The 26,500-nt window shown below is 68.7% G+C and carries 16 protein-coding genes and 11 pseudogenes; 13 read left to right on the top strand and 14 right to left on the bottom strand.

Annotation, left to right across the window (positions count from 1 at the left end):
• Positions 1-31: 31 nt before the first annotated feature.
• Positions 32-1,060, top strand: a complete 1,029-nt coding sequence (locus OG975_RS00730) for a LacI family DNA-binding transcriptional regulator (protein ID WP_406326643.1) — start codon at positions 32-34, stop codon at positions 1,058-1,060.
• Between the two features lie 420 nt (positions 1,061-1,480).
• On the opposite strand, the gene OG975_RS00725 is transcribed toward OG975_RS00730, so the two are convergent.
• The 3 genes and pseudogenes from OG975_RS00725 to OG975_RS00715 form a co-directional block, all read right to left on the bottom strand.
• On the bottom strand, positions 1,481-2,569 hold the full coding sequence (locus OG975_RS00725; protein ID WP_406336100.1) for a family 43 glycosylhydrolase: 1,089 nt from the start codon (positions 2,567-2,569) through the stop codon (positions 1,481-1,483).
• Positions 2,566-3,020, bottom strand: a pseudogene (locus tag OG975_RS00720) (family 43 glycosylhydrolase). Before OG975_RS00720 ends, OG975_RS00725 begins: the two are co-directional and overlap by 4 nt.
• A gap of 50 nt (positions 3,021-3,070) precedes the next feature.
• Positions 3,071-3,259 (bottom strand): annotated as a pseudogene (locus OG975_RS00715) (carbohydrate ABC transporter permease); the annotation flags it as partial.
• A gap of 1 nt (position 3,260) precedes the next feature.
• On the opposite strand from OG975_RS00715, the pseudogene OG975_RS00710 reads away from it, so the two are divergent.
• Positions 3,261-3,401: pseudogene (locus tag OG975_RS00710) on the top strand (2Fe-2S iron-sulfur cluster-binding protein); the annotation flags it as partial.
• A gap of 129 nt (positions 3,402-3,530) precedes the next feature.
• On the opposite strand, the gene OG975_RS00705 reads toward OG975_RS00710, so the two are convergent.
• From OG975_RS00705 to OG975_RS00675, 7 genes and pseudogenes are all read right to left on the bottom strand, one after another.
• Positions 3,531-4,190, bottom strand: coding sequence for a hypothetical protein (locus OG975_RS00705; protein ID WP_406326642.1), 660 nt, complete (start codon positions 4,188-4,190; stop codon positions 3,531-3,533).
• A gap of 75 nt (positions 4,191-4,265) precedes the next feature.
• A pseudogene (locus tag OG975_RS00700) lies at positions 4,266-5,140 on the bottom strand (IS5 family transposase).
• Between the two features lie 44 nt (positions 5,141-5,184).
• Entirely contained in the window at positions 5,185-5,694 is a 510-nt protein-coding gene (locus OG975_RS00695; protein ID WP_406326641.1) for a thiopeptide-type bacteriocin biosynthesis protein, read from the bottom strand.
• Positions 5,610-6,077, bottom strand: a complete 468-nt coding sequence (locus OG975_RS00690; RefSeq protein ID WP_406326640.1) for a lantibiotic dehydratase C-terminal domain-containing protein — start codon at positions 6,075-6,077, stop codon at positions 5,610-5,612. The genes OG975_RS00695 and OG975_RS00690 overlap by 85 nt, the downstream gene beginning before the upstream one ends.
• Positions 6,074-6,328: a hypothetical protein gene (locus tag OG975_RS00685; protein WP_406336776.1), complete on the bottom strand. Its 255-nt coding sequence runs from the start codon at positions 6,326-6,328 to the stop codon at positions 6,074-6,076. The genes OG975_RS00690 and OG975_RS00685 overlap by 4 nt, the downstream gene beginning before the upstream one ends.
• The gene (locus OG975_RS00680; RefSeq protein WP_406326638.1) at positions 6,235-6,639 is read right to left on the bottom strand and encodes a lanthionine synthetase LanC family protein; all 405 of its coding nucleotides are present in this window, start codon (positions 6,637-6,639) and stop codon (positions 6,235-6,237) included. Before OG975_RS00680 ends, OG975_RS00685 begins: the two co-directional genes overlap by 94 nt.
• A 28-nt stretch (positions 6,640-6,667) precedes the next feature.
• A pseudogene (locus OG975_RS00675) lies at positions 6,668-6,898 on the bottom strand (SMI1/KNR4 family protein); the annotation flags it as partial.
• Between the two features lie 72 nt (positions 6,899-6,970).
• On the opposite strand from OG975_RS00675, the pseudogene OG975_RS00670 reads away from it, so the two are divergent.
• Positions 6,971-7,126 (top strand): annotated as a pseudogene (locus OG975_RS00670) (OsmC family peroxiredoxin); the annotation flags it as partial.
• A 199-nt stretch (positions 7,127-7,325) separates the two neighbouring features.
• Here the strand turns inward: OG975_RS00670 and OG975_RS00665 are convergent.
• The gene (locus tag OG975_RS00665; protein WP_406326637.1) at positions 7,326-8,792 is read right to left on the bottom strand and encodes a non-reducing end alpha-L-arabinofuranosidase family hydrolase; all 1,467 of its coding nucleotides are present in this window, start codon (positions 8,790-8,792) and stop codon (positions 7,326-7,328) included.
• A 683-nt stretch (positions 8,793-9,475) separates the two neighbouring features.
• Here OG975_RS00665 and OG975_RS00660 point away from each other — a divergent pair.
• Positions 9,476-10,906: an endo-1,4-beta-xylanase gene (locus OG975_RS00660; protein ID WP_406326635.1), complete on the top strand. Its 1,431-nt coding sequence runs from the start codon at positions 9,476-9,478 to the stop codon at positions 10,904-10,906.
• A gap of 127 nt (positions 10,907-11,033) precedes the next feature.
• Here OG975_RS00660 and OG975_RS00655 read toward each other — a convergent pair.
• Positions 11,034-11,333, bottom strand: a pseudogene (locus OG975_RS00655) (endonuclease); the annotation flags it as partial.
• Between the two features lie 2 nt (positions 11,334-11,335).
• Between OG975_RS00655 and OG975_RS00650 the strand changes: the two are divergent.
• Together OG975_RS00650 and OG975_RS00645 are read left to right on the top strand one after the other, a co-directional pair.
• A pseudogene (locus OG975_RS00650) lies at positions 11,336-11,569 on the top strand (ricin-type beta-trefoil lectin domain protein); the annotation flags it as partial.
• A 69-nt stretch (positions 11,570-11,638) separates the two neighbouring features.
• Positions 11,639-12,671 (top strand): annotated as a pseudogene (locus tag OG975_RS00645) (alpha-L-fucosidase); the annotation flags it as partial.
• 144 nt (positions 12,672-12,815) lie between these two features.
• Here the strand turns inward: OG975_RS00645 and tnpA are convergent.
• Positions 12,816-13,223: an IS200/IS605 family transposase gene (tnpA, locus tag OG975_RS00640; protein ID WP_406326633.1), complete on the bottom strand. Its 408-nt coding sequence runs from the start codon at positions 13,221-13,223 to the stop codon at positions 12,816-12,818.
• Positions 13,224-13,257: 34 nt separating this feature from the next.
• On the opposite strand from tnpA, the gene OG975_RS00635 reads away from it, so the two are divergent.
• Together OG975_RS00635 and OG975_RS00630 are read left to right on the top strand one after the other, a co-directional pair.
• Positions 13,258-14,481 carry an RNA-guided endonuclease InsQ/TnpB family protein gene (locus OG975_RS00635; protein ID WP_406326631.1) on the top strand — a complete coding sequence of 408 codons (1,224 nt, stop codon included), beginning with the start codon at positions 13,258-13,260 and terminating at the stop codon, positions 14,479-14,481.
• Between the two features lie 54 nt (positions 14,482-14,535).
• Positions 14,536-15,666, top strand: a pseudogene (locus OG975_RS00630) (ricin-type beta-trefoil lectin domain protein); the annotation flags it as partial.
• Positions 15,667-15,737: 71 nt separating this feature from the next.
• Here OG975_RS00630 and OG975_RS00625 read toward each other — a convergent pair.
• A complete protein-coding gene (locus OG975_RS00625; RefSeq protein WP_406326630.1) occupies positions 15,738-16,448 on the bottom strand; it encodes a polysaccharide deacetylase family protein in 711 nt (236 codons plus the stop codon).
• Between the two features lie 596 nt (positions 16,449-17,044).
• Here OG975_RS00625 and OG975_RS00620 point away from each other — a divergent pair.
• From OG975_RS00620 to OG975_RS00600, 5 genes and pseudogenes are all read left to right on the top strand, one after another.
• A complete protein-coding gene (locus OG975_RS00620) occupies positions 17,045-19,201 on the top strand; it encodes a glycoside hydrolase family 9 protein (protein WP_406326629.1) in 2,157 nt (718 codons plus the stop codon).
• Positions 19,202-19,396: 195 nt separating this feature from the next.
• Positions 19,397-19,831, top strand: a pseudogene (locus OG975_RS00615) (FadR/GntR family transcriptional regulator); the annotation flags it as partial.
• 319 nt (positions 19,832-20,150) lie between these two features.
• The gene (locus tag OG975_RS00610) at positions 20,151-21,977 is read left to right on the top strand and encodes an endo-1,4-beta-xylanase (RefSeq protein WP_330301629.1); all 1,827 of its coding nucleotides are present in this window, start codon (positions 20,151-20,153) and stop codon (positions 21,975-21,977) included.
• A gap of 127 nt (positions 21,978-22,104) precedes the next feature.
• Positions 22,105-24,927, top strand: a complete 2,823-nt coding sequence (locus OG975_RS00605) for a glycoside hydrolase family 48 protein (RefSeq protein WP_406326626.1) — start codon at positions 22,105-22,107, stop codon at positions 24,925-24,927.
• Complete coding sequence (locus OG975_RS00600; protein WP_406326624.1) at positions 24,924-26,459, top strand: GH12 family glycosyl hydrolase domain-containing protein; 1,536 nt, start codon at positions 24,924-24,926, stop codon at positions 26,457-26,459. The genes OG975_RS00605 and OG975_RS00600 overlap by 4 nt, the downstream gene beginning before the upstream one ends.
• Positions 26,460-26,500 lie beyond the last annotated feature (41 nt).

Here is a 26,500-nt window from a genome sequence, read left to right as displayed (position 1 = left end):
GTTACGATGCCGAGAGGTCTGACCGTGCCTTATGCTCCAAGGCATGCGTGATGACGAGGACTTGGGCCGCATCACCCTCGCCGAGGTGGCCCAAAAGGCAGGCGTCTCCATTTCGACAGTTTCGAAGGTGCTCAACGGGCGGCAGGATGTGGCCGCTCCGACCCGGGTCAAGGTGGAGCGCCTTCTGGAGACGCACTCCTACCGGCGCACGACGCGGGCCGCCCGCGAGACGCCCCTCATCGAGTTGGTCTTCCACGAGCTGGACAGCATCTGGGCGATGGAGCTGATCCGTGGCGTGGGGAACGTCGCCAAGGCGCACCAGGCAAGCCTCGTGCTGACCGAGAGCGGCACCCGCCACGCACCCGCCCCCGACTGGATCGAAGGCGTCATGCAGCGCAGGCCGCGCGGCGTGGTGCTCGTCTTCTCTGCGCTGCCCGCCGAGGTCAAGCAGCGGCTGCAGTCGCGCTCCATCCCGTTCGTCATCGTCGACCCGGCCGGCGACCCCGACCCGGACGTACCCTCGGTCGGATCGGCGAACTGGAACGGGGGGCGGGTCGCCACCCGGCACCTGGTGGAACTCGGCCATCGCCGCATCGGGATCATCACGGGGCCAGACGACATGCTCTGCTCCCACGCCCGCCTCGACGGCTACCGCTCCGCGCTCGGCATGGCGGGCATCGAAGCCGACCCCGCCCTCGTCCGCTACGGCGACTTCCATGTCGAGGGCGGCTTCGAGCGCGCCCTCGAACTCCTCGATCTGCCCGAGCCGCCCACCGCGATCTTCGCGGGCAGCGACCTGCAGGCACTCGGCGTCCTGGAGGCGGCCCGAGTCCGCGGTCTCCGGGTGCCGCAGGACCTGTCGGTGGTCGGCTACGACGACGTGCCGGTGGCTCGCTGGTCGAGCCCGGCCCTGACGACGGTGCACCAGCCATTGCGGGAGATGGCCGAGGAAGCGGTGCAGATGATCATGCGGTTGCGTGACCAGGAACCGGTGACCACGCGTCTCGAACTGGCGACGAGCCTCGTCGTCCGCAAGAGCACGGCGGCACCTGCTTCTTGAGGGGCGCCGCCGTGCGGCACCGCTCACGGTTGACCTTGGCGACATCGTTTTGGGCTCGCCGCGCCTGACGCACGGCAGCGGTGCCGTCCACGCCACGGTGGAGCGAGGGTGGTCCCGAAGCGCCCGGTGCTTGTCCTGATCTCGTTGGCCGGTCTCCAGGACGCGCCGCGCGAGCTCCTTCAAGCCGCCCGAGTCGGGGGTGTGATCCCGATGCTGTCGCGCGTTCTGGCCTTTCGTTCCGCCAGTTCTTCGCCGGGCTGCCCCGCGAGCTGGAGGAGGCGGTCCATGTACGTCGTCCCGATCCCGCCTTCCTGGTGGCGCGGCGCGACTTCATCGCGGGGACGTGGGCATCCGGGCCCAAGCGGCGTGGTGACGCGAGCGTCCACGGCAGCGACTGTCGTGCCGTCCGTCAGCCCCGGATCACGCGGGGGTGCAGTCCAGCCGGAATCCCGTGAAGTCGGCGGTGAACGCCGCGTCCACGAGGTCGTCCGCGTGGATCCCGGTAAGCGATCCGGTGAAGCGGAGCCGCCCGCCGTGGTCGTCGGAGAGGCGGCTGAAGTCCAGCGCGGGGCCGACGCGGACTCGTACTCCGTCGGCAGCCCGGAATAACCAGAACTGTGCCGACGTGCGGTCGATGTCCGCGCCCAGGACCACAGTCGTGTCAGGGTCGAGCGGCACGAGGGCGACCTGATGGGTGCCGTCGAGGGTGCGCTCCACGAGGCTGAGCACACGGCGGCCCGAGCCCTGCCACTGCTGGCCGCGCTGCGGTTCGCCCTCGGGTTCGGCCCAGGTCACGTCCAGAGTGAGGTAGGAGAGGGAGTCGTAGCGCAGGACCAGCCCGGCGGACTGGGTGAACGTGGCCGGGCGCGCGTTGACGGTTACCTCGACGCGCGCCCGGTGCTCCGTGATCCGCTGCGCCAACAGGCTGTGCTCCCAGAGGGATTCAGGACCCTGACGGCCGCGCAGCCTGATCCATCCGGGGCGGCTCGTGGTGTCCGCCCACGAGGAGTCGACCGGTGCGCGCAGGGTGCTCCAGGGCCACCCCAACGGTCCTGAGTTCAGAGGGGGTTGGGGCAGCGCGGCGGCATCCGGGACCTCGACCTCTACGGCCGGACGGTGTCCTCCGTGCCGCAACCGCGGCCATCCGTCCGCGTCCCAGGCCACCGCCTGGAGCGCCGTCTCCCGGCCCAGCGTGCAGCGCGGCCCGTCCGGGGTGCGCAGGGGGCGGGCCGTGAGATGGCTCAGGAACCAGTCGCCGTCCGGCGGCCTCACCAGTTCGGCGTGTCCGGCCTTCTGCAACGGCAGCGCGGGGTCGTCCCGTGACGTCAGCAGAGGCCGGCTGTCGAGCCCGTACGGGCCGGTGAGGGAGCGGCTGCGCGTCACGAGGACGCCGTGCTCGAACCCCGTGCCGCCGTGCGCCAGGAGGAGTGCGAACCAGCCGTCGCGGTGCAGCAGTTTCGGGCCCTCCACCAACTCGTCGTGCTGGAGCAAGAGTTGGGAGGGGCTCAGTGGGGTGAGCGTGTCCCGGTCGAGCTCGGTGAGGACGATGCCCGAGAAGCGGCGCCCGCCCGGTGGCCCGTCTGGAGGTTGAGCAGCCAGAGACGCCCCTCGTGGTGGAAGAGGGCCGGGTCGAAACCGTGCCCGGGCACCCGGCGCAGCGCGGACCACGGGCCCGACACGCACGGCGCCGTCGTCACGTACGTGTCCAGGTCGAAGTACGGCGTGCCGACCGAGCGGACCACCGAGGACGTCAGCCAGAACCGGGTGCCGTCCCAGCTCAGGGAGGGCGCCCACACCCCGCCCGAGTCCGGCACCCCGGCCAGGGAGTTCCCGGGACCGCGCCTCGCACATGCCCCGCGTACTCCCAGCGGGCGAGGTCCCGGGAGCGGTGGATCGGGATCGTGGGGAACCACTCGAAGGAGCTCGTGGCCACGTAGTACCAGTCGTCAGGACCGCGCACGATCGAGGGGTCCGGGGCGAAACCACGAACAACTGGGTTGTGTGCCAAGGTCACTTGAGTGCTCCCAGAGTGACTCCACTGCGCCAGTACCGGCGCATCGCCGTCATCATCACGGCCATCGGCACGATGGACAGCAGGGCACCGGTCACGACGAGGCTCGTCAGGTCGACGCCCGACTCCAGGCGCTTGCCGGTCCAGTTGTAGAGCCCGATGTTCAGCGTCCAGTTCTCCTCGCCGCGCGGCTACTGCCAGCCGGGCCAGATCATGGCGGCCGTGGCTCTTGTCTGCCGGGTGAAGGAGGAGGGCCGACAGATCACCGACGCGGACTTCGACGGGATCCGCAGGCTCTGCAGATGCGGCACGCATTTCCGTATCCGGGAGGGCGCTGCTTTTGTCCGCGATATGCCTGCGGTCAGTTGCCGAGGATCACGTCGCGCGATTGTTGCGCGAGGATCGCCTGTGTATGTGAGCTGAGGCCCATACGGTTCTAGGGTCTGTTGCGAAAGTGGATCAGGAGTCGTGGTCGGCTCGGGCAGCTGTCTGGTCTGACCAGCCCCGCGACAGGGGGAGACGGCCGGATCGGAGCGTGTCGCGCTGTTCGGTCACCCATTGCTCAACCTGATTTACGGATTCCGCGACAGGCTGGTCCGTAGTGTCGAGCAGGTGGGTACACCATCGCCGATCGTTGGCGGTCCACCCGGTCCAGCGGTGCCAGGCCATGCGGGGCCAGCTGTCGTCGATGATGACGTCGGGTTGGTATCCGGGATCCTCAGCGTGCTTGCGATGCCAGGCGGCCCAGCCGAGGAAGGCGTCAATCGCCGGAGCGTCCCATCGGCCCGAGTCGCGCTTGGTGAGCCTGCCGCGCCGGGCCTCGTCGGACACGTCGACCAGACAGACCGCGATGCCATCTAGCAACGGGGCGGAGGGGCTGGCCAGGACCTCTCCCAGCGGGGACTGCCCGGTCAGCAGAAGGTCGACTCCACGGGCCTGGTACTCCAGCGCACGCCGCACCCACATCTCGGTCATGCGGTTTCGCCACTGGCGATCGGCGCCTTCCGGCACGCCGAGCTCGTCGAAGTCGTGCACGGCGAGCCGCCCCAGCCGCTCGCCCACGGAGTAAGCGAGCGTGGTCTTGCCCGAACAGCTGGAACCGGTCAGTTTGAGCAGCATCTCACCAGGGTGGCAGGTCAGTGGTGATGTCCTCGAAGGGTTTTCCCTGGAACCTTCCGCCTCCGCTCCGGCTTGTCACAACCACTCGTTGATGGCAGCGATCAGTACGGTCGCTTCGTAGCGGACAGCCAGCTTGTCGTATCTCGTCGCCACTGCACGGTGTCTCTTCAGCCGATTGATCCCGCACTCCACCGCGTGTCGCTCGCGATAGTCGACCTTGTCGAACTTCGGCTGCTGGCCGCCACGGGAGCCGAGCTTCTTGCGATTGCGGACCTGGTCGGCCTTCTCCGGGATTGTGCAGCCGATGCCACGTCTGCACAGGTAAGCGCGGTTCGCTCGGGAGCCGTAAGCCTTATCGGCCCGCACCTTGTCCGGCCGGGTGCGCGGCCGGCCCCGACCCATCCGGGGCACCCGTATGGCCTCCAGTACCGGCTGGAACTGCGGGCTGTCATGCCGATGCCCGGCGGTGACGATGAGTGAGAGGGGCTTTTGACCCTGCTCGACCCCCAGGTGCAACTTGGTGGTCAATCCGCCGCGCGAACGCCCGAGGCCGTGGTCGTCGGGCTCGGTGTCGACGCCGCCGGGAGACTCCTTCTGCGCTGCCCCTTTTTACGCGCCCCGGCGGCGTGCTGGTGCGCACGGGCGATGGTGGAGTCCACGCTGACGTCCCATGTGATGAGGCCCTTCGCGTCGGCTTCGGCCTGGAGCTGCTCGAAGATCCGCTTCCAGGTGCCGTTGCGCTGCCAGCGGCGGAACAGGTCGTAGGCCCGGTCCCACGGCCCGTACCGGTCCGGAACGTCCCGCCACGGCGCACCAGTCCTGGTCCGCCAGCGTATGCCGTCAATCAACTGCCGACGAGTCCACGTCGGCGGCCGCCCCGGCTTCTTGCCCAGCGGCAGCAACGGCTCCAGCCGAGCCCACTGGCCATTCGTCAGATCTCCACGCCCCACGGCGCTTGATCATCCACGACCTTGATCCACTTTCGCAACAGACCCTAGTGCCAGATCACGTGATAGGCGAGAACTTCTCTCAGGCCCCGGTGTAGTTGCCGGTTGTCGTTCGCCTCAGCGAGCGCGCAGCCGGCCCGCCCGAAGGCGGCAAACCAGGTGATCCATGCTGAAAGTGGACCATCCGGCCCGCAGAGCGTGCTGTTCGGTCCGGTGTCCGAGGTGAGCAGAGACCGGACTGCGGCGTGGAGTCTTTGTGGATCACGGGTGGGGGTGTTGTTCGGCAGCGGACGGTCCTGGCAGACCTGATCCCACACATCGCCTTGCTCGTACCACTCGAGGTGCGCTCCGCGTAGGAGGGTGGAAAGCAGTAGGAGGGACATCTCCCGACGGGCGAGGGGCGGCTCGAGGGCGCCCGCGTGTGAGGTCAGGATGTGCGTGCTGTCGGCGTGGAAGAGGGCGTGGGCCGCGTTCATCCCGATGATTCCGCCGAAGGCCGGGGTCTCGGGCTCGTACGTGGCGGTGGTCCAGCTCTCGATGTGATGGCGCAGTGCCATGGCACCGAGTCGGTAGCTGATGGCGTTGCGGATCTCGCTCGGGTCCGCGCCGAGGAGGGCAGGAAGCGCAGGCGCCGGCCGGGCGGTTTCCGCATGAACCACCACTGGCTGAGGAGCCCTTGGTCCTGGGCGGCGTGGAGCAGGGGCAGGAGGTGGTCGTGGACGACCTGGTCGGATGCCGACTGGTCGTGGAACCGGACGCGGGCCATGAACCAGCCGCGGTTGGTGTCCTGGTCGGCGAGGGCCATGCGGCCGGCCTGCTGGAAGAGGGCGACGGCATCGTCCAGGTCCTGAGGCTCGATGCCGGTGGAGTGGGCGACGTCTTCGAGCGGCTTCCCGCTGAGGACGGCGAGGACGGCCTCGTACGCTTGTGGGGCGGTCACCGGTTGTCCCTCCGGGAGGGCGAGTTGAGCAGGAGGCTGGCGTCCCATCCGCTGCGCGGGGCGTTGTCGGTGGCTATGGAATGCAGGGCGAGCGCGAGTCCGGCATCGCCCTCCAGGAAGCCGTTGCCCTCGGCCCGCCGCGGTATTGCGTGGCTGTTCAGCAGGGTGCGAAGCAGGTCGGGAGCGGCGACGAGTTCAGGGTCGGCGGCGTCGCGGGCGGCGTTCCAGAGCGTGTGTACGAAACCGGCCACCCATGGCACAGGCTGGTGTCGATGATCTGGCGCACCTGCCTTTCGTCGGCGAGGCACCCGATGAGGGCGCGCTCCGCGGTGGCTCGTCGGGTCCGGTTGCCGGCGGCGAGCGCGGCGAGTTGGAGTGCGCGGGCGATGCCGGGGGTGTCGTAGCACCAGGACGGCCGGGATGGTCCGGCCTGCAGAGGGCGGCGTTCGGCCAGCTCGCCCAGCGTGATCCACTGCGGCCACCAGGGACCGGTGGGGGAGGGCTGTTCCCATTCGTCGAACCAGGCGCAGATCCGTCCACTGGCACACTTCCCCGGTCTCACCGTTCAGGTAGAGGCCGTGGACGGTGTCGTCGGGGTTGAAGGAGCAGAACGGTATCCAAGATGGTTTCCACAGCACCAGCGTGTCCTCGGTGTCGTCCGCGCCGTTCTCCTCCTGGAACCGCATCTGCATCTGGTAGACCCCGATCACGGCGTCGAGCGGCATCAGGGCCCAGCCGCCCAGCATGAGATCCGAACCGTCTACGCCGCTCTCACCGGCGGACAGCCGCCACAGCGCCTTCAACTCCTCCGGAAGGCTCACGCCGAAGGCTTCTTCCAGAGCCACGATCTCGTCGTCGGAGGCGCCGGGCTTGAGGACCGCGTACGACGGCGGAACGGCAATCGGATGTCGGACCTCGGGGTCACCTTCTCCGTCACGTTCCCGGACGGTCCTTCGGGCGATCGGGCCCGCGCCATCCTGCCGCGGGCGGTGAAGACCTCGCACGACCGGCTGTGCACGGTCAGCCGGACCGTCGAGGCGGGCGCGCCCTGGTGGGGGACGGTGCGATCCGGCTCGATTCACCGGGCTGGATCGCGCGCGACCCGGACGCGTAGCAGGCACTCCGCCGCGTCGCGGGCGCAGTAGCAGTGCACATGTGCCCGGCGTTGTCGCGCGACCGGGGTGGGCTCGGCCTTTCGCCGAGCCCGCCACGCCGGCTCCGTGCCGGAGCCGGACCCGTGTCACGCCGTCAGCGCTGCAGTGTCAGCAGACCCGGACGGTAGGGCAGGAGGCCGTAGTCGCCACCGGAGTTGGGGCTGCGCCCCTGGTAGAGCAACTGCAGATTGCAGGGATCGACGGTCATGGTCTGATCGGCGCTGGTGCGGATCAGTTCGCCGTGGCTGATGTCGTTGGTCCAGGTGGCGCCGCTGTTGGCCTTGCCGGCGAAGGGGTTGCTCTCGGTCGCGGCCTGGGGTGTCCATGAGCCGTTGAGGCTGGTGGCGGTGAACGAGCGGAAGTAGCGGCCCTGGGAGCCGATCGCCTCGACCATCATGAGGTAGCGGTTCTGGCCCTGTAGCTTGTAGACCTGCGGGGCTTCGAACAGGTTGTTCGTCGTATCGCTCATGACCACTGTCGAGTTCGTGCCGAAGCTGCCCGGGAAGTTCCCGATCGGCATGCTGGCCCGGTAGATCTTGCCGTTGTCACCGGCGAAGAACAGGTACATGTTCGTCCCGTCACCGATGAGCGTCTGGTCGATGGGTCCTGTTCCGGAGCCGGTGATGCTTCCGGAGAAGAGCACCTGCGGTGATGACCAGCCGTTCGGGTTGGTGGGGTCGCTCGACGTCCGGTAGGAGAAGGCGGTCCCGCCCCACTGGTAGGTGAGCACCCAGATGTTCTTCGGCGCGAAGTGGAAGAGCGTGGGCGCGACGGTGGCGGAAGACATCGTGTTCTGGCTGGCCGAGGCCATGTCCGACCAGTTGGTGAACAGGCCGAAGTTCATCGAACCCCAACTCGTCCCCGTGTCGTGCGTCGTCGCGTAGACGAGCTGCTTGCCGTTGTACGGGACGACGGTGAAGTCCTTGAGCGAGGCCCATCCCGGCTTGGGCTGCGCAAGCGCGCCCGTTGATGTCCAGCGGTACGTCGACGGAAGATCGCAGGCGCCGGGAGTGTCCCCGCCGACCTTGACGAGCTTCCACTGCTGGTTGGTGCCGCCCCAGTCGTCGTACTGGACGATGTTCGCGCTGTCGGCGGTGGAGGCGCCTTGTACCTCGAGGGCCTTGTTGCTGTGGCGCGAGATGAGCCTCACGTAGCCGTCCGAGCTGTCGGCCAGCCGCCACTGCTGATTCGTGGCGTTCAGGTCGGTCCACTGGACGATCGCGCCGCTGTTCGCGGTGGACCAGTTGTGGACGTCCAGCACCTTGCCCGAGTGCCGGGACTTGATGCGGTAGTAGCCGTCCCCGGAATCGACGAACTGCCACTGCTGCTGGTTCTGATCGTTCCTGGTCCACTGGGTGATGCGGGCGCCGTCGTCGGTCGCCATGTTGTAGACATCCAGGGCCTTGCCACTGTTGCGGTTGACCAGCACATACGAGGTGTTGGGGTCTACGGTCGCCGCGCTGGCGGGATGGGCACCGAGGAAGGTGGCCACGAGCAGCAAGGGCGCAAGGACGGCGAGTAAACGTCTCAGGCGGACCGGGGACGGATGGCGGAACCGCATCAGAGGGTCTCCTTTGGGGGCGGGGGTGAGGTGGCCCCGATGAACCGCGGAGCGGCCACGCCGGGGTAGGGGGACAGGGGCGATCCCGAAAACTTTTCGGAAGGTTCCCGGATTCATTGACGCCACAAGCTAGGAATGAGAGGCCCTCCGGTCAAGGCCTGTCGCCGATCTGTCTACAAACGGCGCCTCCCCGTTGGGCTCGACAGGCTGTCGTGCCGACTGGAAATACCGTGCACAACACCCTGAACCGGCCTTACGGCGTCCACCGGTCGTGGCGTCCGGAGTTCGCCGCTGACTCGATGGGATGTCGGAAAGTTTCGGGCGAGGAACGGAAACTTCTTCTGCGGGGAGTATTGACGAGCCATCGTCAATACCTCAATCATCCCTGTCTGAGACACCGGCCATAGTCCGGGATTTCGAACCATGTTGACCCTGGACGCTCTGTTCTGCACGGCAGATCCACGTCCACGCACAGCCGCGCGGCAGATCCGCGCACCACAGCACCTGCGCCACCCCGTTTCGTTCCGGTGAGGTTCGCACCCACGCATCCTGGCTCTTCGCGTAGTTGGAGAGGTACGCGACGCCGCGTGGTGGTTCCCCGGCTGAGCCGCGATGGACTCCTTTCGTGCCGGTCGACCCCTGCGCTTCAGTCCTTCCGTGATTTCTACCTTGGAGGCACAGTCATGGGCTCGTACGCCCTTCCCAGACCCGATATCCGCCGGAAGACCCGCGGGCTGCTGTTGGCGCTGGTCGTCGGCGTCTTGGTTGCGGTCGGCGCCCTGGTCGCCCCGCCGAGAGCACACGCCGCCGAGAGCACGCTCGGTGCCGCGGCGGCGCAGAGCGGCCGCTACTTCGGCACCGCCATCGCCTCGGGCAGGCTGGGCGACTCGGCGTACACGACGATCGCGGGCCGTGAGTTCAACATGGTGACGCCCGAGAACGAGATGAAGATCGACGCCACCGAACCGCAGCGGGGCCAGTTCAACTTCACCGCCGGTGACCGCGTCTACAACTGGGCGGTGCAGAACGGCAAGCAGGTGCGCGGTCACACCCTGGCCTGGCACTCCCAGCAGCCCGGCTGGATGCAGAGCCTCAGCGGCAGCACGCTGCGCCAGGCGATGATCGACCACATCAACGGCGTGATGGGCCACTACAAGGGCAAGATCGCCCAGTGGGACGTCGTGAACGAGGCCTTCGCCGACGGCAGTTCGGGCGCCCGGCGCGACTCCAATCTGCAGCGCACCGGCAACGACTGGATCGAGGTCGCCTTCCGCACCGCGCGCGCCGCCGACCCGGCCGCCAAGCTCTGCTACAACGACTACAACGTCGAGGACTGGACCTGGGCCAAGACCCAGGCCGTGTACGCCATGGTCAAGGACTTCAAGCAGCGTGGCGTGCCGATCGACTGCGTCGGCTTCCAGTCGCACTTCAACAGCGGCAGCCCCTACAACAGCAACTTCCGCACCACCCTGCAGAACTTCGCCGCCCTCGGCGTCGACGTGGCCATCACCGAACTCGACATCCAGGGCGCCTCGTCCACGACCTACGCCAACGTGACCAACGACTGCCTGGCCGTCTCGCGCTGCCTCGGCATCACCGTCTGGGGTGTACGCGACACCGACTCCTGGCGCTCGCAGGACACGCCGCTGCTGTTCAACGGCGACGGCAGCAAGAAGCCCGCGTACACCGCCGTCCTCAACGCACTCAACGGCGGCTCCACCACGCCCCCTTCGGATTCCGGACAGATCAAGGGCGTCGGGTCGGGCCGCTGCCTGGATGTGCCCAGCAGCAGCACCACCGACGGCACCCAGCTCCAACTGTGGGACTGCAACAACGGCACCAACCAGCAGTGGACGTACTCCGCCGCCGGTGAGCTCAGGGTCTACGGCAACAAGTGCCTGGACGCCGGCGGCACCGGCAACGGCACCAAAGTCCAGATCTACAGCTGCTGGGGCGCCGACAACCAGAAATGGCGCCTCAACTCCGACGGATCCATCGTCGGCGTCCAGTCCGGACTCTGCCTCGACGCCGTCTCGGCCGGTACTGCCAACGGCACCCTGATCCAGCTCTACACCTGCTCGAACGGCAGCAACCAGCGCTGGACCCGCACCTGATGAAGACCTACGGTGCGGCTCCCGCCCCTCCACGAAGACATCGCTGATGGTCCCGGGTCGCCGCCATGGTGGTGGCGACCCTCGGGATCGGGCTGCTCACCGCGGTTAACGCCGGCCGCCACGCGTTTCACCCGAGTGTCAGGCTCACTTGCACCGGCAGGTGATCGCTGGGGTACTGGCCGCGCGGCTCGTACGTGTTGATGGTGGCGGAGTGCACGGTCACGCCGGCCGTGGCGAGGATCCAGTCGATGCGGTCGCCGTCCGGAACGAGCGGACGGTAGCCGTGGAAAGTCGCGTAGAGCTTGCTGCGCTGCGCGGCCGCGTCCCAGGTGTCCTTGAGGCCCAGGGCGAGGAGCTGGTCGTAGACCGGATTGCCGTGCGCGGCGACGTTGACGTCACCGGTCATCAGCAGCGGCAGGGACGTGTCCCGGCGGCGACTGCCTGGACGCCTCGGGCCAGGGCACCACCCCCGGAACCAAGGTGGACATCTGGACCTGCAACGGCGACAGCAACCAGAAGTGGACGATCAAGGCCGACGGCACGATCACCGGCGTCCAGTCCGGCCTGTGCCTGGACGCCACCGGCGCGGGAACGGCCAACGGCACCTTGCTGGAACTGTGGACCTGCACAGGCGGCAGCAATCAGAAGTGGACGCGCAGCTGATCTCGATGACCGGCTGACGATCACCAACTCCCGTATCACCACCGCCCATTCCCCCCGAGAGGCCCCCACATGCCTGCCTCTTCCCTTCCGGTCAGCCGGCGCCGACTGCTGGCGGCGGCCAGCGCGGCCACGGCCATCGGCCTGCTGCGCTTCGCACCCGAGACCGCCGCGACCGACGGCCCCGGCAGCTACACCGCGAACTGGTCCTCCGTGGACCAACACCCCCGGCCCCGCCTGGTTCCAGGACGCCAAGTTCGGCATCTACTACCACTGGGGTGTCTTCAGCGTTCCCGCGTACGGGAACGAGTGGTGCCCGCGCAACATGTACATCGGCGGCTCGAACGAGAACAAACACCACATCGCCACCTACGGCGACCCCTCAGTCTGGCCGTACAACAACTTCATCGACGGAGCCCGCGACAAGGTCGGCGCCTACGTGCAGTTCGCCCCCAAACTCGCCTCCCAGGGCGGCAGTTGGGACCCGAACGCCTGGGCGCAGCTGTTCAGGGCCGCGGGCGCCAAGTTCGCCGGCCCGGTCGCCGAGCACCACGACGGCTTCTCCATGTGGAACAGCCGCTCCAACCCTGGAACTCGGTCCAGCACGGCCCCCGACTCGACCTCCTGGGGCTGCACGCGCAGGCCATCCGCGGACAGGGGCTGAAGGTCATGGCCTCCCTGCACCACGCGTACCACTTCACCGGCTTCTACGACCACGTGCCGAACCAGTCGGACCCGGCGCTGCGCATCCTCTTCGGCCAGCAGGGCTCGGCCGCGGAGAACAAGCTCTGGTACGACAAGCTGGCCGAGGTCATCGACGGCTACCAACCGGACCTGGTCTGGCAGGACTTCAACCTGGGCCAAGTGCAGGAGACCTACCGGCTCCAGTTCCTCGCGCACTACTACAACCAGGCCGTCGCGTGGAACAAGGACGTGGTCGCGACCTACAAGGACGGCCTCAACAACAGGGGCGAGGTCTACGACTTCGAGCGGGGTCGGGCCGGCAGGGCTGCTCACCCCCTACTGGCTGACCGACGACAGCATCTCCTCCTCCAGTTGGTGCTACACGGTGGGCATCGGCTACCGGGATTCATTCGCAGTGCTCCGGCCTTCAGGCCGGGGGTGAAGCGAATCTGATGGTGGCGTCGCGGAGCGTCGCGGATTCCGGTCCGGCGGAGCCGGATGCCGCGTATTCACCACCGTGGCGCGGAGCGCCGCGATGGCTGGTCGCGGCGGGGCCGGGCGATGCTCACACCGGCCGGTTCTGCTGTTCGACGTACTGCTTGACCACCGAGAGTGGGGCGCCGCCGACGGTGCCGGCGAAGTAGGAACCGGACCAGAGCTTGTTGGCCCGCCAGTAGTGGCGTGCCAGGTCGGGGAATTCCTGGCGCAGTCGGCGGGAGGAGACGCCCTTGAGGGAGTTGACGAGTTTGGTGACGGCGACCTTGGGCGGGAAGTTCACCAGGAGGTGGACGTAGTGGTCCTCGCCGTTGAACTCCACCAGCTCGCACTCGAAGTCCGCGCACACCGACCACATGATCTCCTCCATGCGGGTCAGATGAGCATGGGTGAGCACCTTGTGCCGGAGCTTGGTCACGAAGATCAAGTGCGCATGCGTCACGAAAATACAGTGTCGGCCAGTTCTGATCTTCTGCATGCCGCCGGTAACTCAAGTGTCTAGCGTGGCGGTCATGCAGCTTCGGTACAGCTTCCGCCTGTACCCGGATTCCGGCCAACGCGCCGCGCTGGCGCGGGCGTTCGGGTGCGCCCGCGTCGTGTTCAACGACGCGGTGCGCGCCCGCGAACACGCCCGCCGAGCGGGCGAGGCCTTCCCGGCGGCCGGCGAGTTGTCCAAGAAGTTGATCACCGCTGCGAAGCAGACCGCTTCACGGGCCTGGCTGGGTGAGGTCTCCTCGGTGGTGCTCCAGCAGGCGCTGCGCGATGTGGAGGCCGCCTACAAGAACTTCTTCGCCTCCCTCAAGGGGCAGCGGCAGGGCGCGAAGATGGGCGCGCCCCGGTTCAAGTCCCGCAAGGACAGGCGGCAGTCGATCCGCTTCACGGCCAACGCCCGCTGGTCGATCACCGACTCCGGGCGGCTGAACCTGCCCAAGGTCGGCGCGGTGCGGGTGAAGTGGTCACGGACTCTGCCCTCCCGGCCCTCCTCGGTCACCGTGATCAAGGACGCGGCCGGGCGGTACTTCGCCTCCTTCGTCATCGACACCGACCCGGTCGCCGACGCCACCCGGATGCCCGAGTCCGACCAGATGGTCGGCATCGACCTGGGGCTCACCCATTTCGCGGTCCTGTCCGACGGCACGAAGATCGACTCCCCCAGGTTTCTGCGCCGCGCGGAGAAGAAACTCAAGAAGGCCCAGCGGGAGTTGTCCCGCAAGCAGAAAGGCAGCAGGAACCGCGAGAAGGCCCGGCTCAAGGTCGCCCGCGCCCACGCACAAGTGACCGATGCCCGACGGGAGTTCCACCACCAGTTCTCCACGAAGCTGATCCGCGACAATCAAGCGATCGGCGTGGAAGACCTGGCGGTCAAAGGACTCGCGCGCACCAGACTGGCCAAGAGTGTCCACGACGCCGGATGGGCGCAGTTCGTGACCATGCTGGAATACAAAGCGGTCAGGTACGGACGGACCCTGGTCAAGATCGGCAGGTTCGAGCCGACCAGCCAGACCTGCTCGGCCTGCGGGGCCAAGGACGGCCCCAAGCCCCTGAACGTCCGGGAATGGACCTGCACCGCCTGCGGGACCCTCCATGACCGGGACCACAACGCCGCGATCAACGTCAAAACGGCCGCCGGACTGGCGGTTACAGCCTGCGGAGCGCAGGTCAGACCAGGACTCGTCCCGGCACAGCGCGAAGAAACAGGAAGCCACGGATCCCCGCCCGAACCCCGTGCCGCGTAGCGGCACAGCAACGGACGAGAAGGCCAGAATCCTCGGGCTTCAGCCCGAGGAGCAAGTCAAATCCTCAGGATCCCGGCGAACTACGACAACAACCGCCCCTACCGGCTGGTCTTCGGATTCCACTGGGTGGGCGGCACCGCCAACGACGTCGACTCGGGCGGAACCGACGGGTACAACTGGTCCTACTACGGCCTGAGGCGGCTGGCGGACAGCGCGAACAACGGCACGATCTTCGTGGCGCCCCAGGGCATCAACAACGGCTGGGCCAATTCCGGCGGTCAGGACGTGACCTTCGTCGACGACCTGGTCCGGCAGATCGAGGCGGGCCTGTGCGTCGACACGGCGCAGCTGTACGCCGGGGGCTTCAGCTACGGCGGGGCGATGACGTACGCCCTGGCCTGCTCCCGTGCGACGGTCTTCCGCGCGGTCGCGGTCTACTCCGGCGCGAACCTCAGCGGCTGCAGCGGCGGCACTCAACCCATCGCGTACATGGGGCTCCACGGCATCAGTGACAACGTCCTGCCCATCTCTTCGGGACGGGCGCTGCGCGACACGTTCGTACGGAACAACGGCTGCACCGCTCAGAACCCACCCGAGCCGTCGTCCGGCAGCCGGACACACATCGTCACCGCCTACTCGGGGTGCACGTCCGGGCACCCCGTCGTATGGGCCGCGTTCGACGGTGGGCACGACCCCGGCCCCCTCGACGGGGGCGGCAGCGGCTGGCGCACCTGGACGTCGGGAGAGGTGTGGAAGTTCTTCACCCAGTTCGACTCGTCGACCCAGCCCCCGCCCACCGGCCGGCAGATCGTGGGCGGGCAGTCCGGCCGCTGCGTCGACATCGACAACTCCACCACGACCAACGGCACCCAGGCACAACTGTGGGACTGCAACGGCGGCACCAACCAGCGGTGGACCTACACCGACAGCAAGCAACTCATGGTCTACGGCAACAAGTGTCTGGACGCCTCCGGGAGGGGGACCGGCAACGGCACCGCGGCGGTGATCTGGGACTGCAACGGGCAGACGAACCAGCAGTGGAACATCAACGCCAACGGCACGATCACAGAAGTGCAGTCGGGGCTGTGTCTTGATGCCGTCGGCGCGAACACCGCCAACGGAACCAAGATCCAACTGTGGAGCTGCTCGGGCGGAGCAAACCAGCAGTGGAGTCTGCAGAGCTGACAGGAGCTGCGGACCAGGCGCCACGGCCCTCCCACCCGGTGCTCAACACACCGAGTGGGAGAGCCGTGGTGTCAACCGGTCGGCGCCACCGCACGTCCGGACTGCGGGGAGATCATGCCCGCGCACAGCCCCTTGGCCGCCAGGCCCTGCGCGATGCGCGGGATCGCGGCGCGCGTGTTGGCGGCCCAGTCGTGCATGAGGATGATCTGGCCACTCGTGAGCCGTGCCGCCGCTTGCACGATCGCATCGGTACTGGCGCCGTTCCAGTCCTGCGAGTCGACATCCCAAATGATCTCGGTCAGGCCGTACTTGGCCTCGACGTTCCTCACCGTCGCGTTGGTCTCGCCGTACGGAGGGCGGAACAGCCGGGGCGTGCCACCGCCCGCGTTGGCGATGGCCTGCTGGGTCCGGGAGAGCTCGGAGTCGATCTGCGCCTGGCCGAGCTGGGTCAGGTGGGGGTGAGTGTAGCTGTGGTTGCCGACCCACATGCCGGCGGCGACCTGTGCACGTACCAGGGACGGATTGGCGGCGGCGTACTGCCCCTCGTTGAACATCGTGGCTCGCAGCCCGTTCTGCCGGAGCGTGTCGAGCAGCGCCGGTGTGCTGCTGGACGGGCCGTCGTCGAAGGTCAGCCCGACGTAGCCGGTGCAGGTGGCGGCCTGCGCCGAGGCGCCGGTGTCGACGGCGACGGTGCATGCGCCAAGTGCCGCGACGACGGCCAGTTTCGCTATGAGGGAGGGTGACCACCGGCGAGGTCGTGTGGTTCCTGGTCGGCTTCTCATGCGTGCTCCTGCGGCCTGAGGCGGGGACAGGGACGGGACGGGGCTTGTCGACGTCGACAGGTTGGTGCCGGGCTCGTGGACTGTCAACTGTTTCGACGTGATGGGCGAAACTTTTGATCCACGACATCTCTCCGTCGTGCATCAACGTCCCTGGATGCAGGCCTGTTTGGCGTACGCATCAAGGGCAGTGCGGGGGAGTGGCCAGATTGGGACGGCATGGCGATACGTCAACTGGAAGGGTCGTCTGAAACTCTTTCGAACGCGGACTTCCATCGAGTCGCACCGGCAACTCCCGCGCCATGCACATCAGTTGACGACTGTTGTGCGCGTCGTTACTGTCCACCTCGGTTCTTCGATCCATTGATCAATGTTCGGGATATCGGCCATTGGGAGCGCTCCCAGACTCTGCGCCGAGCCCGGCCGCGACCGCCATCCCCTGAGCACCCCCGACACCGGCGCGGACCTCTGACCGTCCAGCGCTACAGCTCCCACACGTCCGGCGCCGGGGAGTCGACCACCTCCGCCTGCCCTGGCGAACGGGCCTGCTCACCCAGCCCAACACCTCCTGCTGATCAGCCTCGACATAGGAGCCGCTCATGCCCTCCGTTCCTTCGGTACCCCGCCCCAGACGCCTCGCCGCCACCCTGCTGACGAGTTCCCTCCTCGTCGGCGGCCTCCTCACCACGCCCGCCGCGGCAGCCGTCGTCTCCGATGCGGCGGCGACCACGGCCGTACGCGTCAACCAGGTCGGCTATCTGCCGGACGGCCCCAAGCGCGCCACCGTGGTCACCACGGCGACGCAGCCGCTCACCTGGCAGTTGCGCGACGCGTCAGGGACGGCGGTCGCCTCCGGTGCGACCGTCCCGCGCGGGGCGGACGCCCCCTCCGGGCAGTCCGTCCAAGTGGCCGACTTCTCCTCGTTCCAGGGGTCCGGGTCGGGATACGTCCTGACGGTGGACGGCAGCAGCAGCGTGCCCTTCGACCTCCGCGCGAACCTGTACGACTCTCTGCGCTCCGACGCGATGGCGTTCTTCTACCACCAGCGCAGCGGCATACCCATCGACGCCTCTCTTGTGGGCTCCGCCTACGCGCGCCCGGCCGGACACCTCGGTGTCGCGCCCAACAAGGGCGACACCTCCGTCCCGTGCCAGGCCACCGTGTGCGACTACACCCAAGACGTCAGGGGCGGCTGGTACGACGCGGGTGACCACGGCAAGTACGTGGTGAACGGCGGCATTTCGACCTGGCTGATGGTCAACTCCTTCGAGCGGGCCAAGCGGGCGGGCAAGGACGCGGCGCTGGGCGACTCCTCGCTCCAAGTCCCCGAGCGCGGCAACGGCGTACCCGACGTGCTGGACGAGGCGCGCTGGGAACTCGACTTCCTGATGCGGATGCAGGTGCCCGAGGGCAAGCCGTACGCGGGCATGGCGTTCCACAAGATCCATGACGCGGCCTGGACTGGCATGCCGCTGCGCCCCGACCAGGACCCCCAGCCCCGCGAGCTGCACCGTCCGTCGACGGCGGCGACCCTCAACCTCGCGGCGGCCGCAGCGCAGTGCGCCCGGGTCTACAGGGCCTACGACACCGCCTTCGCCGACCGCTGCCTGTCGGCCGCGCGCCGGGCCTGGACGGCGGCCCGCGCCAACCCGGCGCTGTACGCGCCGGATTCGGACAGCACCGGCGGCGGTGCCTACGGCGACACCACGGTCAGCGACGAGTTCTACTGGGCGGCGGCCGAGCTGTACGCCACGACCGGCGAGAGCGGCTACCGGGACGCGGTCACCGACTCCTCCTGGCACACCTCCTCAACTGCCTTCTCCGCCTACGGATTCGGCTGGGCGGACACGGCCGCACTCGGCCGGCTCACCCTGGCCACCGTCCCCAACGGCCTGCCCGCAGCCGACCGGGACCGGGTCCGGACCTCGGTCACGGCAGCCGCCGACGGCTACCTGTCCCGGATGGCCGCCCAGGGCTACGCGGTGCCCGTACCGGCGGACGGCTACTTCTGGGGCTCCAACGGAGAGGTCGCGGGCGACGCGATCGTCCTGGCCGTCGCCGGAGAACTGACCGGCAACGAGCGTTACCGCACCGGCGCGCTGGAGACGATGGACTACCTCCTCGGCCGCAACGCCCTCGGCCAGTCCTACGTGACCGGCTATGGCGAGACGTCCTCGCAGAACCAGCATCATCGCTTCTGGGCCCACCAGTTGGACGCCTCGCTGCCCCATCCTCCGGCGGGATCGCTGGCGGGCGGGCCCAACAGCGGCCTTCAGGACCCGGTGGCGGAGGAGAAGTTGGCCGGCTGCGCGCCCGCCGCCTGCTACATCGACGACATCGGCTCATACTCCACCAACGAGGTGGCGGTCAACTGGAACGCCCCGCTGGCCTGGCTCGCCGCCTACGCCGCCGAGCGGACCTCCACCGGCGAACAGCCTACCGGTGCCTGCGCGGTGACGTACAAGACCGACAGTGTGTGGAGCACGGGCTTCACCGCGACGGTCACCGCCAAGAACACGGGCCCGACCGCCGTGGACGGGTGGCAGCTGAGCTGGGCCTACGCGGCCGGGCAGCGCGTCACGAGCGCCTGGAACGCGACCGTCACCCAGAACGGCACCGCAGTCGTCGCCCGCGGCACCGACTGGAACCGGACGATCGCACCCGGCGCGACAGCGAGCTTCGGAGTCCAGGGGACCTACAGCGGGACCAATCCCACGCCCACGGCCTTCACTCTCAACGGGAAGACCTGCACCTGATCAATCCACGGTCGGCCTGGCCCGCGGCGCGCAATTCCGCCCCGGGCCAGGCCGCAGCGATCTCCTCTCCCCGCAGCCACCCCAATATCATCAACGTCACCCCGGGCACGCCCAAGTGTCCCCGACGGCCTCCGGGGGCTGGAGGAGCGCAGGGTGTCGCTGACCGACAAGGCCATCGAGCAGATCCGCGAGAGCGACCCGGCGGCGCTGCTCGACCTGATGGAGGTCCGCCGTCTCCTCGAACCGGCGGCCACCGCACTCGCCGCCACCCGGATCTCCGACGCACAACTGGCCGATGTGCGGCGGCACTTGGACGCCATGCGCGAGACACGCGACGACGCGGAGGAGCTCAACTCCCACGACGCGGCCTTCCAACGCGCCGTGATCTCGGCTGCCGGGAACGACGCACTGCTCACACTCCTGGAAGGCGTCTCGGATCGCACCCTGCGCGCACGCGTCTGGCGCGGCCTCGTCGACGCGCAGGCCTCGGAGCGCACCCTCGCCGAACACGAGGCCATCTACGCGGCGTTGGCCACGCGCGACGCGTCCCTCAGCCAAGCCGCCGCACTGCTGCACATCAGCACGACCGAGCGCTGGCTGAAGGAACACGTCGACAGCAGCGAGTCGTAGTCCGCGAGTTCCCTCATGTCGGTTTCAGTACATGACGGGAAGGCATAGCCCGGGGCTTCACATGTTGGCGGAGTGCTGACATCCGCAAGGCCCGGGCCGTCGACAATTTCGCCAGACCGCCCGCAAGTTTCGACTCGTCTCTTGACAGGTGCACCCCCACTACAGCAATTTGGGAGCGCTCCCACGACTTCAAGGCTTGCAACATCTCCCATCAGAGCCGCGGGGGAGGAGACGGTGCGCCGCGACCGGTGGGACCCCGGTCGCAGGGCTTCGGTGACGCTTGAGCGTCCCCCTCCCGCATTCGGAGAGAGGAACCAGCATGACGCTGGAGCCCATACCCCCCGCCCGAAGATGGGCGTCTCGGAGCATCGCCGCCCTGATCGCCACCCTCGCCCTCGCGGCGGCCGCGATCGGGCTCACGCCGTCGCCGGCGGCCGCGGCCGAGCCGCCGACGCTGCATCAGCTCGCCGACGCCAAGGGCAGGTACTTCGGCTCGGCGACCGACAACGGGGAGCTGTCCGATGCCCCGTACACCCAGACCTTGGGTTCCCAGTTCGGGCCGATCACCCCCGGCAACTCCATGAAGTGGGACAGCACCGAGCGCACCCAGGGGCAGTTCAGCTTCACGGGCGGCGACCAGATCGTGAACTTCGCCGAGGCGCACGGCCAGAGCGTTCGCGGCCACACGCTGGTGTGGCACAGCCAGTTGCCCGGCTGGGTGGGACAGCTGCCCGCCGCGCAGGTGCGCCCCGCCATGGAGAACCACATCGCCAATGTCGCCGGCCACTACCGCGGCAAGGTGTTCGCCTGGGACGTCGTCAACGAGCCCTTCAACGAGGACGGCAGCTTTCGCAACTCGCCGTTCTACAACGCCATGGGCAAGGACTTCGTCGCCCACGCCCTGCGCGCCGCCCGGGCCGCCGACCCCGACGCCAAGCTGTACATCAATGACTACAACGTCGAGGGGCTTGGCGCGAAGAGCGACGCCCTCTACGCACTCGCCCGCGATCTGAAGGCCGCCGGCGTGCCGCTCGACGGCGTCGGGCTGCAGGCGCATCTGGCGATCCAGTACGGATTCCCGAACCAGATGCAGCAGAACATCCAGCGCTTCGCCGACCTCGGCCTCGACGTGGCCGTCACCGAGCTCGACGTGCGGATGCAACTGCCGAAGGACACGGCGAAGGAGGCCACCCAGGCCGACTACTACCGCCGGGTCACCGAGGCCTGCCTGGCCGTCACCCGGTGCGTCGGGATCACGGTCTGGGACTACACCGACAAGTACTCCTGGATCCCCGGCGTCTTCAACGGCGAGGGCTCGGCCCTCCCGTGGGACGGGAACCTGCAGCCCAAGCCCGTCGTCATGGACGCGATCCGCAAGGCCCTCGGCGAGACCGGCGCGGTCGACACCCAGGCCCCGAGCGTGCCGTCGGGGCTGCGGGTGACCGGCACCACCTCGGCCTCCGTCTCCCTGGCGTGGAACGCCGCCACCGACGACACCGGCGTCACCGGGTACGACGTCTACCGCGGCGGTACGAAGGTGGGGACGGCCTCCGGTACGTCCTTCACCGACAGCGGGCTCGCCGCCTCCACCGCGTACGCCTACACGGTGCATGCCCGCGACGCCGCCGGGAACGTCTCGGCGCAGTCCGCTCCGGTGAGCGCCACGACGCAGCCGGCGGGCACGGGCGGCGGCGCCCTGAAGGTCCAGTACAAGAACAACGACCAGTCCGCCGGCGACAACTCGATCAAACCCGGGCTGCAGTTGGTCAACACCGGCGACTCGGCCGTCGATCTCTCCAAGGTGAGCGTCCGCTACTACTTCAGCGGCGAGTCCGGCGTCACGACGTACAGCACCTGGTGCGACTGGGCGGTGCTCGGCTGCGGGACGCTCACGCACCGGGTCGTCGCGATGAGCAGCCCGACGGCCGGCGCCGACCACTACCTGGAGGTGGGCTTCTCCGCCACGGCGGGCAGCCTCGCCCCCGGGGCCTCGAGCGGCGAGGCGCAACTGCGGTTCAACAAGAGCGACTGGTCGAACTTCAGCGAGGCCGACGACTACAGCCGCGGCACGAACACGTCCTTCGCGGACGCACCGAAGATCACCGTCCACCTCGACGGCCAGACGGTTTACGGCACCGCCCCCTGAAGCACGGTCCGGGCGGCAGGCCCCGCCCGCCCGGACCGTTCCAGCGTGCCGCCGTGCCGGGATGGGGAGCAGCCCCGGCACGGCGGCACCTCCACCACTCGCACCCGGACCCTCTCTTGGAGGACCTGTGTCCGCACACCCCGAATGGCCCGAAAGGTCCGCGTCACTCTCCCGGCGGTCCTTCGTCGGCGTGGCCGGCGGCGCGCTCGTCGCCCTCGGTGCCGGGCAGGCGCTTGCCCGGGCCGTCGAGGCCCCGGCCGGTTCCGCCGCACAGGCGGCCGCCGCCAACGGCCCCTACACGGAGGCCTTCCTCACCCAGTACAACAAGATCAAGAACCCGGCCAGCGGCTACTTCAGCCCGGACGGCATCCCCTACCACTGCGTCGAGACCCTGATCGTCGAGGCCCCCGACCACGGCCACCAGACCACCTCCGAGGCGTTCAGCTTCTGGATCTGGCTGGAGGCGGCGTACGGCCGGGTCACCGGCGACTGGGCCCCGTTCAACAAGTCCTGGGAGGTCGCCGAGGCCTCGATCATCCCGCCGCACATTGACCAGCCCACCAACGACTCGTACACCCCCTCCAAGCCCGCCACCTACGCGCCCGAGCACCCGCAGGTCACCAGCTACCCGTCCCAGATGGACTCGTCCGTCTCCGTCGGCTCCGACCCCATCGCCACCGAACTCGCCTCCGCGTACGGGACGATGGACGTCTACGGCATGCACTGGCTGATGGACCTCGACAACGTCTACGGCTTCGGCAACAAGCCCGGCACCGGCGACGAGCTCGGCCCGGGCAAGATGGCGTCGTTCGTCAACAGCTACCAGCGCGGCGCGCAGGAGTCCGTCTGGGAGACCGTCCCGCAGCCCAGCACCGACCTCTTCAAGTACGGCGGTCCCAACGGCTACCTCGACCTCTTCGTCAAGGACGCCTCGTACGCGAAGCAGTGGAAGTACACCAACGCCCCCGACGCCGACGCGCGCGCCGTGCAGGCCGCGTACTGGGCGCTGACGTGGGCGACGGCGCAGGGCAAGGCGAGCCAGGTCTCCGCCTCCGTGGCCAGGGCCGCGAAGATGGGCGACTACCTGCGCTACGCGATGTTCGACAAGTACTTCAAGGAAATCGGCAACTGCACCAGCCCGACCGGCTGCCAGCCCGCCTCCGGCCGCGATGCCCAGCACTACCTGCTGTCCTGGTACTACGCCTGGGGCGGCTCCGCCGGCACCGGCGGCGGCTGGGCCTGGCGCATCGGCGACGGCATCGCCCACCAGGGCTACCAGAACCCCCTCGCCGCCTGGGCGCTGTCCACCATCCCCGCCCTCACCCCCAAGTCGCCGACCGCGAAGGGCGACTGGCAGAGGTCGCTCACCCGGCAGCTGGAGTTTCTGCGCTGGCTGCAGTCCGCCGAGGGCGCGCTCGCCGGCGGCTGCTCCAACAGCTGGGACGGCCAGTACGGCACCCCGCCGGCCGGCACACCGACCTTCTACGGCATGGCGTACGACTGGCAGCCCGTCTACCACGACCCGCCGAGCAACAACTGGTTCGGCTTCCAGGTCTGGTGCATGGAGCGCGTCGCCCAGTACTACTACGTCACCAACAACGCGACCGCCAAGGCGGTCCTCGACAAGTGGGTCGCCTGGGCCACCCAGCAGACCACCGTCGGCTCCGACGGCAGCTACCGCTTCCCCTCCACCCTGGGCTGGACCGGCGCCCCCGACACCTGGAACGCCGCGAGCCCCGGCGCCAACACCGGCCTGCACGTGTCGGTCGTCGACTACAGCGACGACGTCGGCGTGGGCGCGGCGCTGGCCATGACGCTGATCTACTACTCCGCGAAGTCCGGGGACGCCGACGCCGCCGGACTCGCCAAGTCCCTGCTCGACGCCATGGCCGGGCACGCGGACACCAAGGGCATCGCCGTCCCCGAGACCCGCCGCGACTACGACCGCTTCGACGACCCGGTGTATTTCCCTGCGGGCTGGTCCGGCACCTCCCCGCAGGGCGTGAAGCTGGGCTCCGGTACGACCTTCATCGGGATGCGGCCGTGGCTCAAGCAGGAGCCGGGCTGGTCGAAGGTGCAGACGTACCTCGACGGCGGCGCCCCGCCGGTCTTCACGTACCACCGCTTCTGGGCGCAGGCGGCGCTGGCGCTCTCCTTCGCCTCGTACGCCGAGCTCCTCGGCGACGAGGGCGGCCCCGGCGGCGGCAGCGACACCACCGCGCCGACCGTCCCGACCGGCCTGACGGTGACGGCGACGACCGGCACCAGCATGTCGCTGAGCTGGACGGCGTCCACCGACGACACCGGTGTGGCGGCGTACGACGTCTACCGCGACGGCACCCCGGTCGGCACCCCGACCGCGACCACCTACACCGACACCGGGCTCTCCGCCGCCACCGCCTACCACTACCGGGTCGCCGCCCGCGACGCGGCGGGCAACGCCTCCGCACTGTCCGCCGAGGTCACCGGCACCACCAAGGCCGGCGGCGGTACGGGCGGGGCCAAGGTCCAGTACAAGAGCACCGACTCCAACGCCACCGACAACGCCCTGGGCATGTCCCTGAAGGTCGGCAACACCGGCGGCGGCGCGCTCAGCCTGTCCACGGTGACCGTCCGCTACTACTTCACCGGCGACGGTGGCCCGTCCACGTACACCACCTGGTGCGACTGGGCGATGCTCGGCGCCGCCAACATCACCCACCAGGTGGTCGCCATGGGCAGCCCGAAGACCGGCGCGGACCACTACCTGGAGGTCGGCTTCAGCGCCGGCGCGGGCAGTGTCGCCGCGGGCGGCGACTCCGGCGAGATACAGCTGCGCGTGCACAAGAGCGACTGGTCGAACTTCAACGAGGCCGACGACTACAGCCACGGCACCAACTCGTCCTTCGCGGACGCCTCCAAGATCACCGCGTATGTCGGCGGCGAGCTCGTCTGGGGGACGGCGCCGTGACAGGACGACACCTGCGCGGCGCCCTCGCCGCCACCGCCGCGGGCATCCTGCTCGCCGGGCTCGCGCTGTTCACCGGCGCGGGCCCGGCGGCGGCCGCGTCGGTCACCGACTGCACCCAGTGGGGCACCACCGAGATGCAGGGCGGCGCGTACACATACCAGCAGAACGAGTGGAACTCCTCGGCACGCCAGTGCGTCAGCGTGGACACCGCGACCGGCGCCTGGAAGGTGACTGAGGCGAACTTCTCGCTCACCACGGCGGGGCCGCCGGCCACGTACCCGTCCAGCTACAAGGGCTGCCACTGGGGCGCGTGCACCGCGAACAGCGGCCTGCCGATCCGGGTGAGCGAGCTGGGCAGCGCCCGGTCGACGTTCGACACCACGCAGGTCGCCTCCGGCGTCTGGGACGCCGCGTACGACCTGTGGTTCAACTCCACGCCCACCACCGACGACCAGCCGGACGGCACCGAGTTGATGATCTGGATCAACCACCGCGGCGGCGTCCAGCCCATCGGCTCCCGCACGGCCACGGTCACCCTGGACGGCCGGACCTGGGACGTGTGGACCGGGCCCGGCGCCTCCGGGTGGAAGGTCGTCTCGTACGTGCTGCAGGGCGGCGGCACCGCGGTGACCGACCTCGACGTGAAGCGCCTCGTCGACGACGCCACCGCACGCGGCCAGATCAACCCCGCGCACTACTTGATCGACGCCGAGGCCGGCTTCGAGATCTGGCAGGGCGGCCAGGGGCTGGGCGTGAACTCCTTCTCGTTCGACGCCAGTAAGGACCAGGGAGGCGGCGGGGACACCACGCCGCCGACCGCGCCCCGCAACCTGCGGTCCACCGGATCGAGTTCGTCGTCCGCCTCGCTGGCCTGGGATCCCGCCACGGACGACGTCGGCGTCACGGCGTACGACATCTACCGCGGCAGCACGCGCGTCGGCTCCACCGGCGGCACGGCGTACACCGACACGGGGCTGACGGCGTCCACCGCGTACAGCTACACCGTGCGCGCCCTGGACGCGGCCGGGAACGTCTCGCCGCCCGCCGGTCCGGTGAGCGTCACCACCGCGTCGGCGGGTGGGACTGGTACCGGCAACGTGAAGGTGCAGTACAAGACGAGCGATACGAGTCTGACGGACAACGCCATCGGGATGAACCTGCAGTTGGTCAATACCGGGAGCAGTGCGCAGAGTCTGAAGGATGTCGAGATCCGCTACTGGTTCGACGACTCGGCTTCCTCGTACACGACGTGGTGTGACTGGGCGCAGATCGGCTGCTCGAACCTCACCCACTCGGTGTCGACGAACGGCACGACGACCGGGGCCAGTCGCTACCTGAAGGTCAATGTCACCGGCGGCACGCTCGCCGCGGGTGCCTCGACGGGTGACATCCAGTTGCGGCTGCACCGGGCCGACTGGTCGAACTTCAACGAGGCCGACGACTACAGCCACGGGACCGCGAGTTCGTACACGGACGCACCGAAGATCGGCGTCTACTCCGGCGGCCAGCTCCTGTGGGGCACCGCGCCCTGATCCACCCCCAGACACCCAGTGGCGGGAATCCTTCCCGCTGC

This window comes from Streptomyces sp. NBC_00203 (assembly GCF_045206325.1).
Classification (GTDB): domain Bacteria; phylum Actinomycetota; class Actinomycetes; order Streptomycetales; family Streptomycetaceae; genus Streptomyces; species Streptomyces lutosisoli.
The sequence above is the reverse complement of the archived record's forward strand: the minus strand, read 5'-3'. Positions and strand labels throughout refer to the sequence as shown.

Excerpts from the sequence above, each read along its gene's own strand:
- OG975_RS00620 (WP_406326629.1), top strand. The coding sequence starts at position 17,045 with ATGCCCTCCGTTCCTTCGGTACCCCGCCCCAGACGCCTCGCCGCCACC.
- tnpA (WP_406326633.1), bottom strand. The coding sequence starts at position 13,223 with ATGCAGAAGATCAGAACTGGCCGACACTGTATTTTCGTGACGCATGCG.
- OG975_RS00730 (WP_406326643.1), top strand. The coding sequence starts at position 32 with ATGCTCCAAGGCATGCGTGATGACGAGGACTTGGGCCGCATCACCCTC.
- OG975_RS00610 (WP_330301629.1), top strand. The coding sequence starts at position 20,151 with ATGACGCTGGAGCCCATACCCCCCGCCCGAAGATGGGCGTCTCGGAGC.
- OG975_RS00625 (WP_406326630.1), bottom strand. The coding sequence starts at position 16,448 with ATGAGAAGCCGACCAGGAACCACACGACCTCGCCGGTGGTCACCCTCC.
- OG975_RS00695 (WP_406326641.1), bottom strand. The coding sequence starts at position 5,694 with ATGGCACTGCGCCATCACATCGAGAGCTGGACCACCGCCACGTACGAG.
- OG975_RS00665 (WP_406326637.1), bottom strand. The coding sequence starts at position 8,792 with ATGCGGTTCCGCCATCCGTCCCCGGTCCGCCTGAGACGTTTACTCGCC.
- OG975_RS00660 (WP_406326635.1), top strand. The coding sequence starts at position 9,476 with ATGGGCTCGTACGCCCTTCCCAGACCCGATATCCGCCGGAAGACCCGC.
- OG975_RS00705 (WP_406326642.1), bottom strand. The coding sequence starts at position 4,190 with ATGCTGCTCAAACTGACCGGTTCCAGCTGTTCGGGCAAGACCACGCTC.
- OG975_RS00635 (WP_406326631.1), top strand. The coding sequence starts at position 13,258 with ATGCAGCTTCGGTACAGCTTCCGCCTGTACCCGGATTCCGGCCAACGC.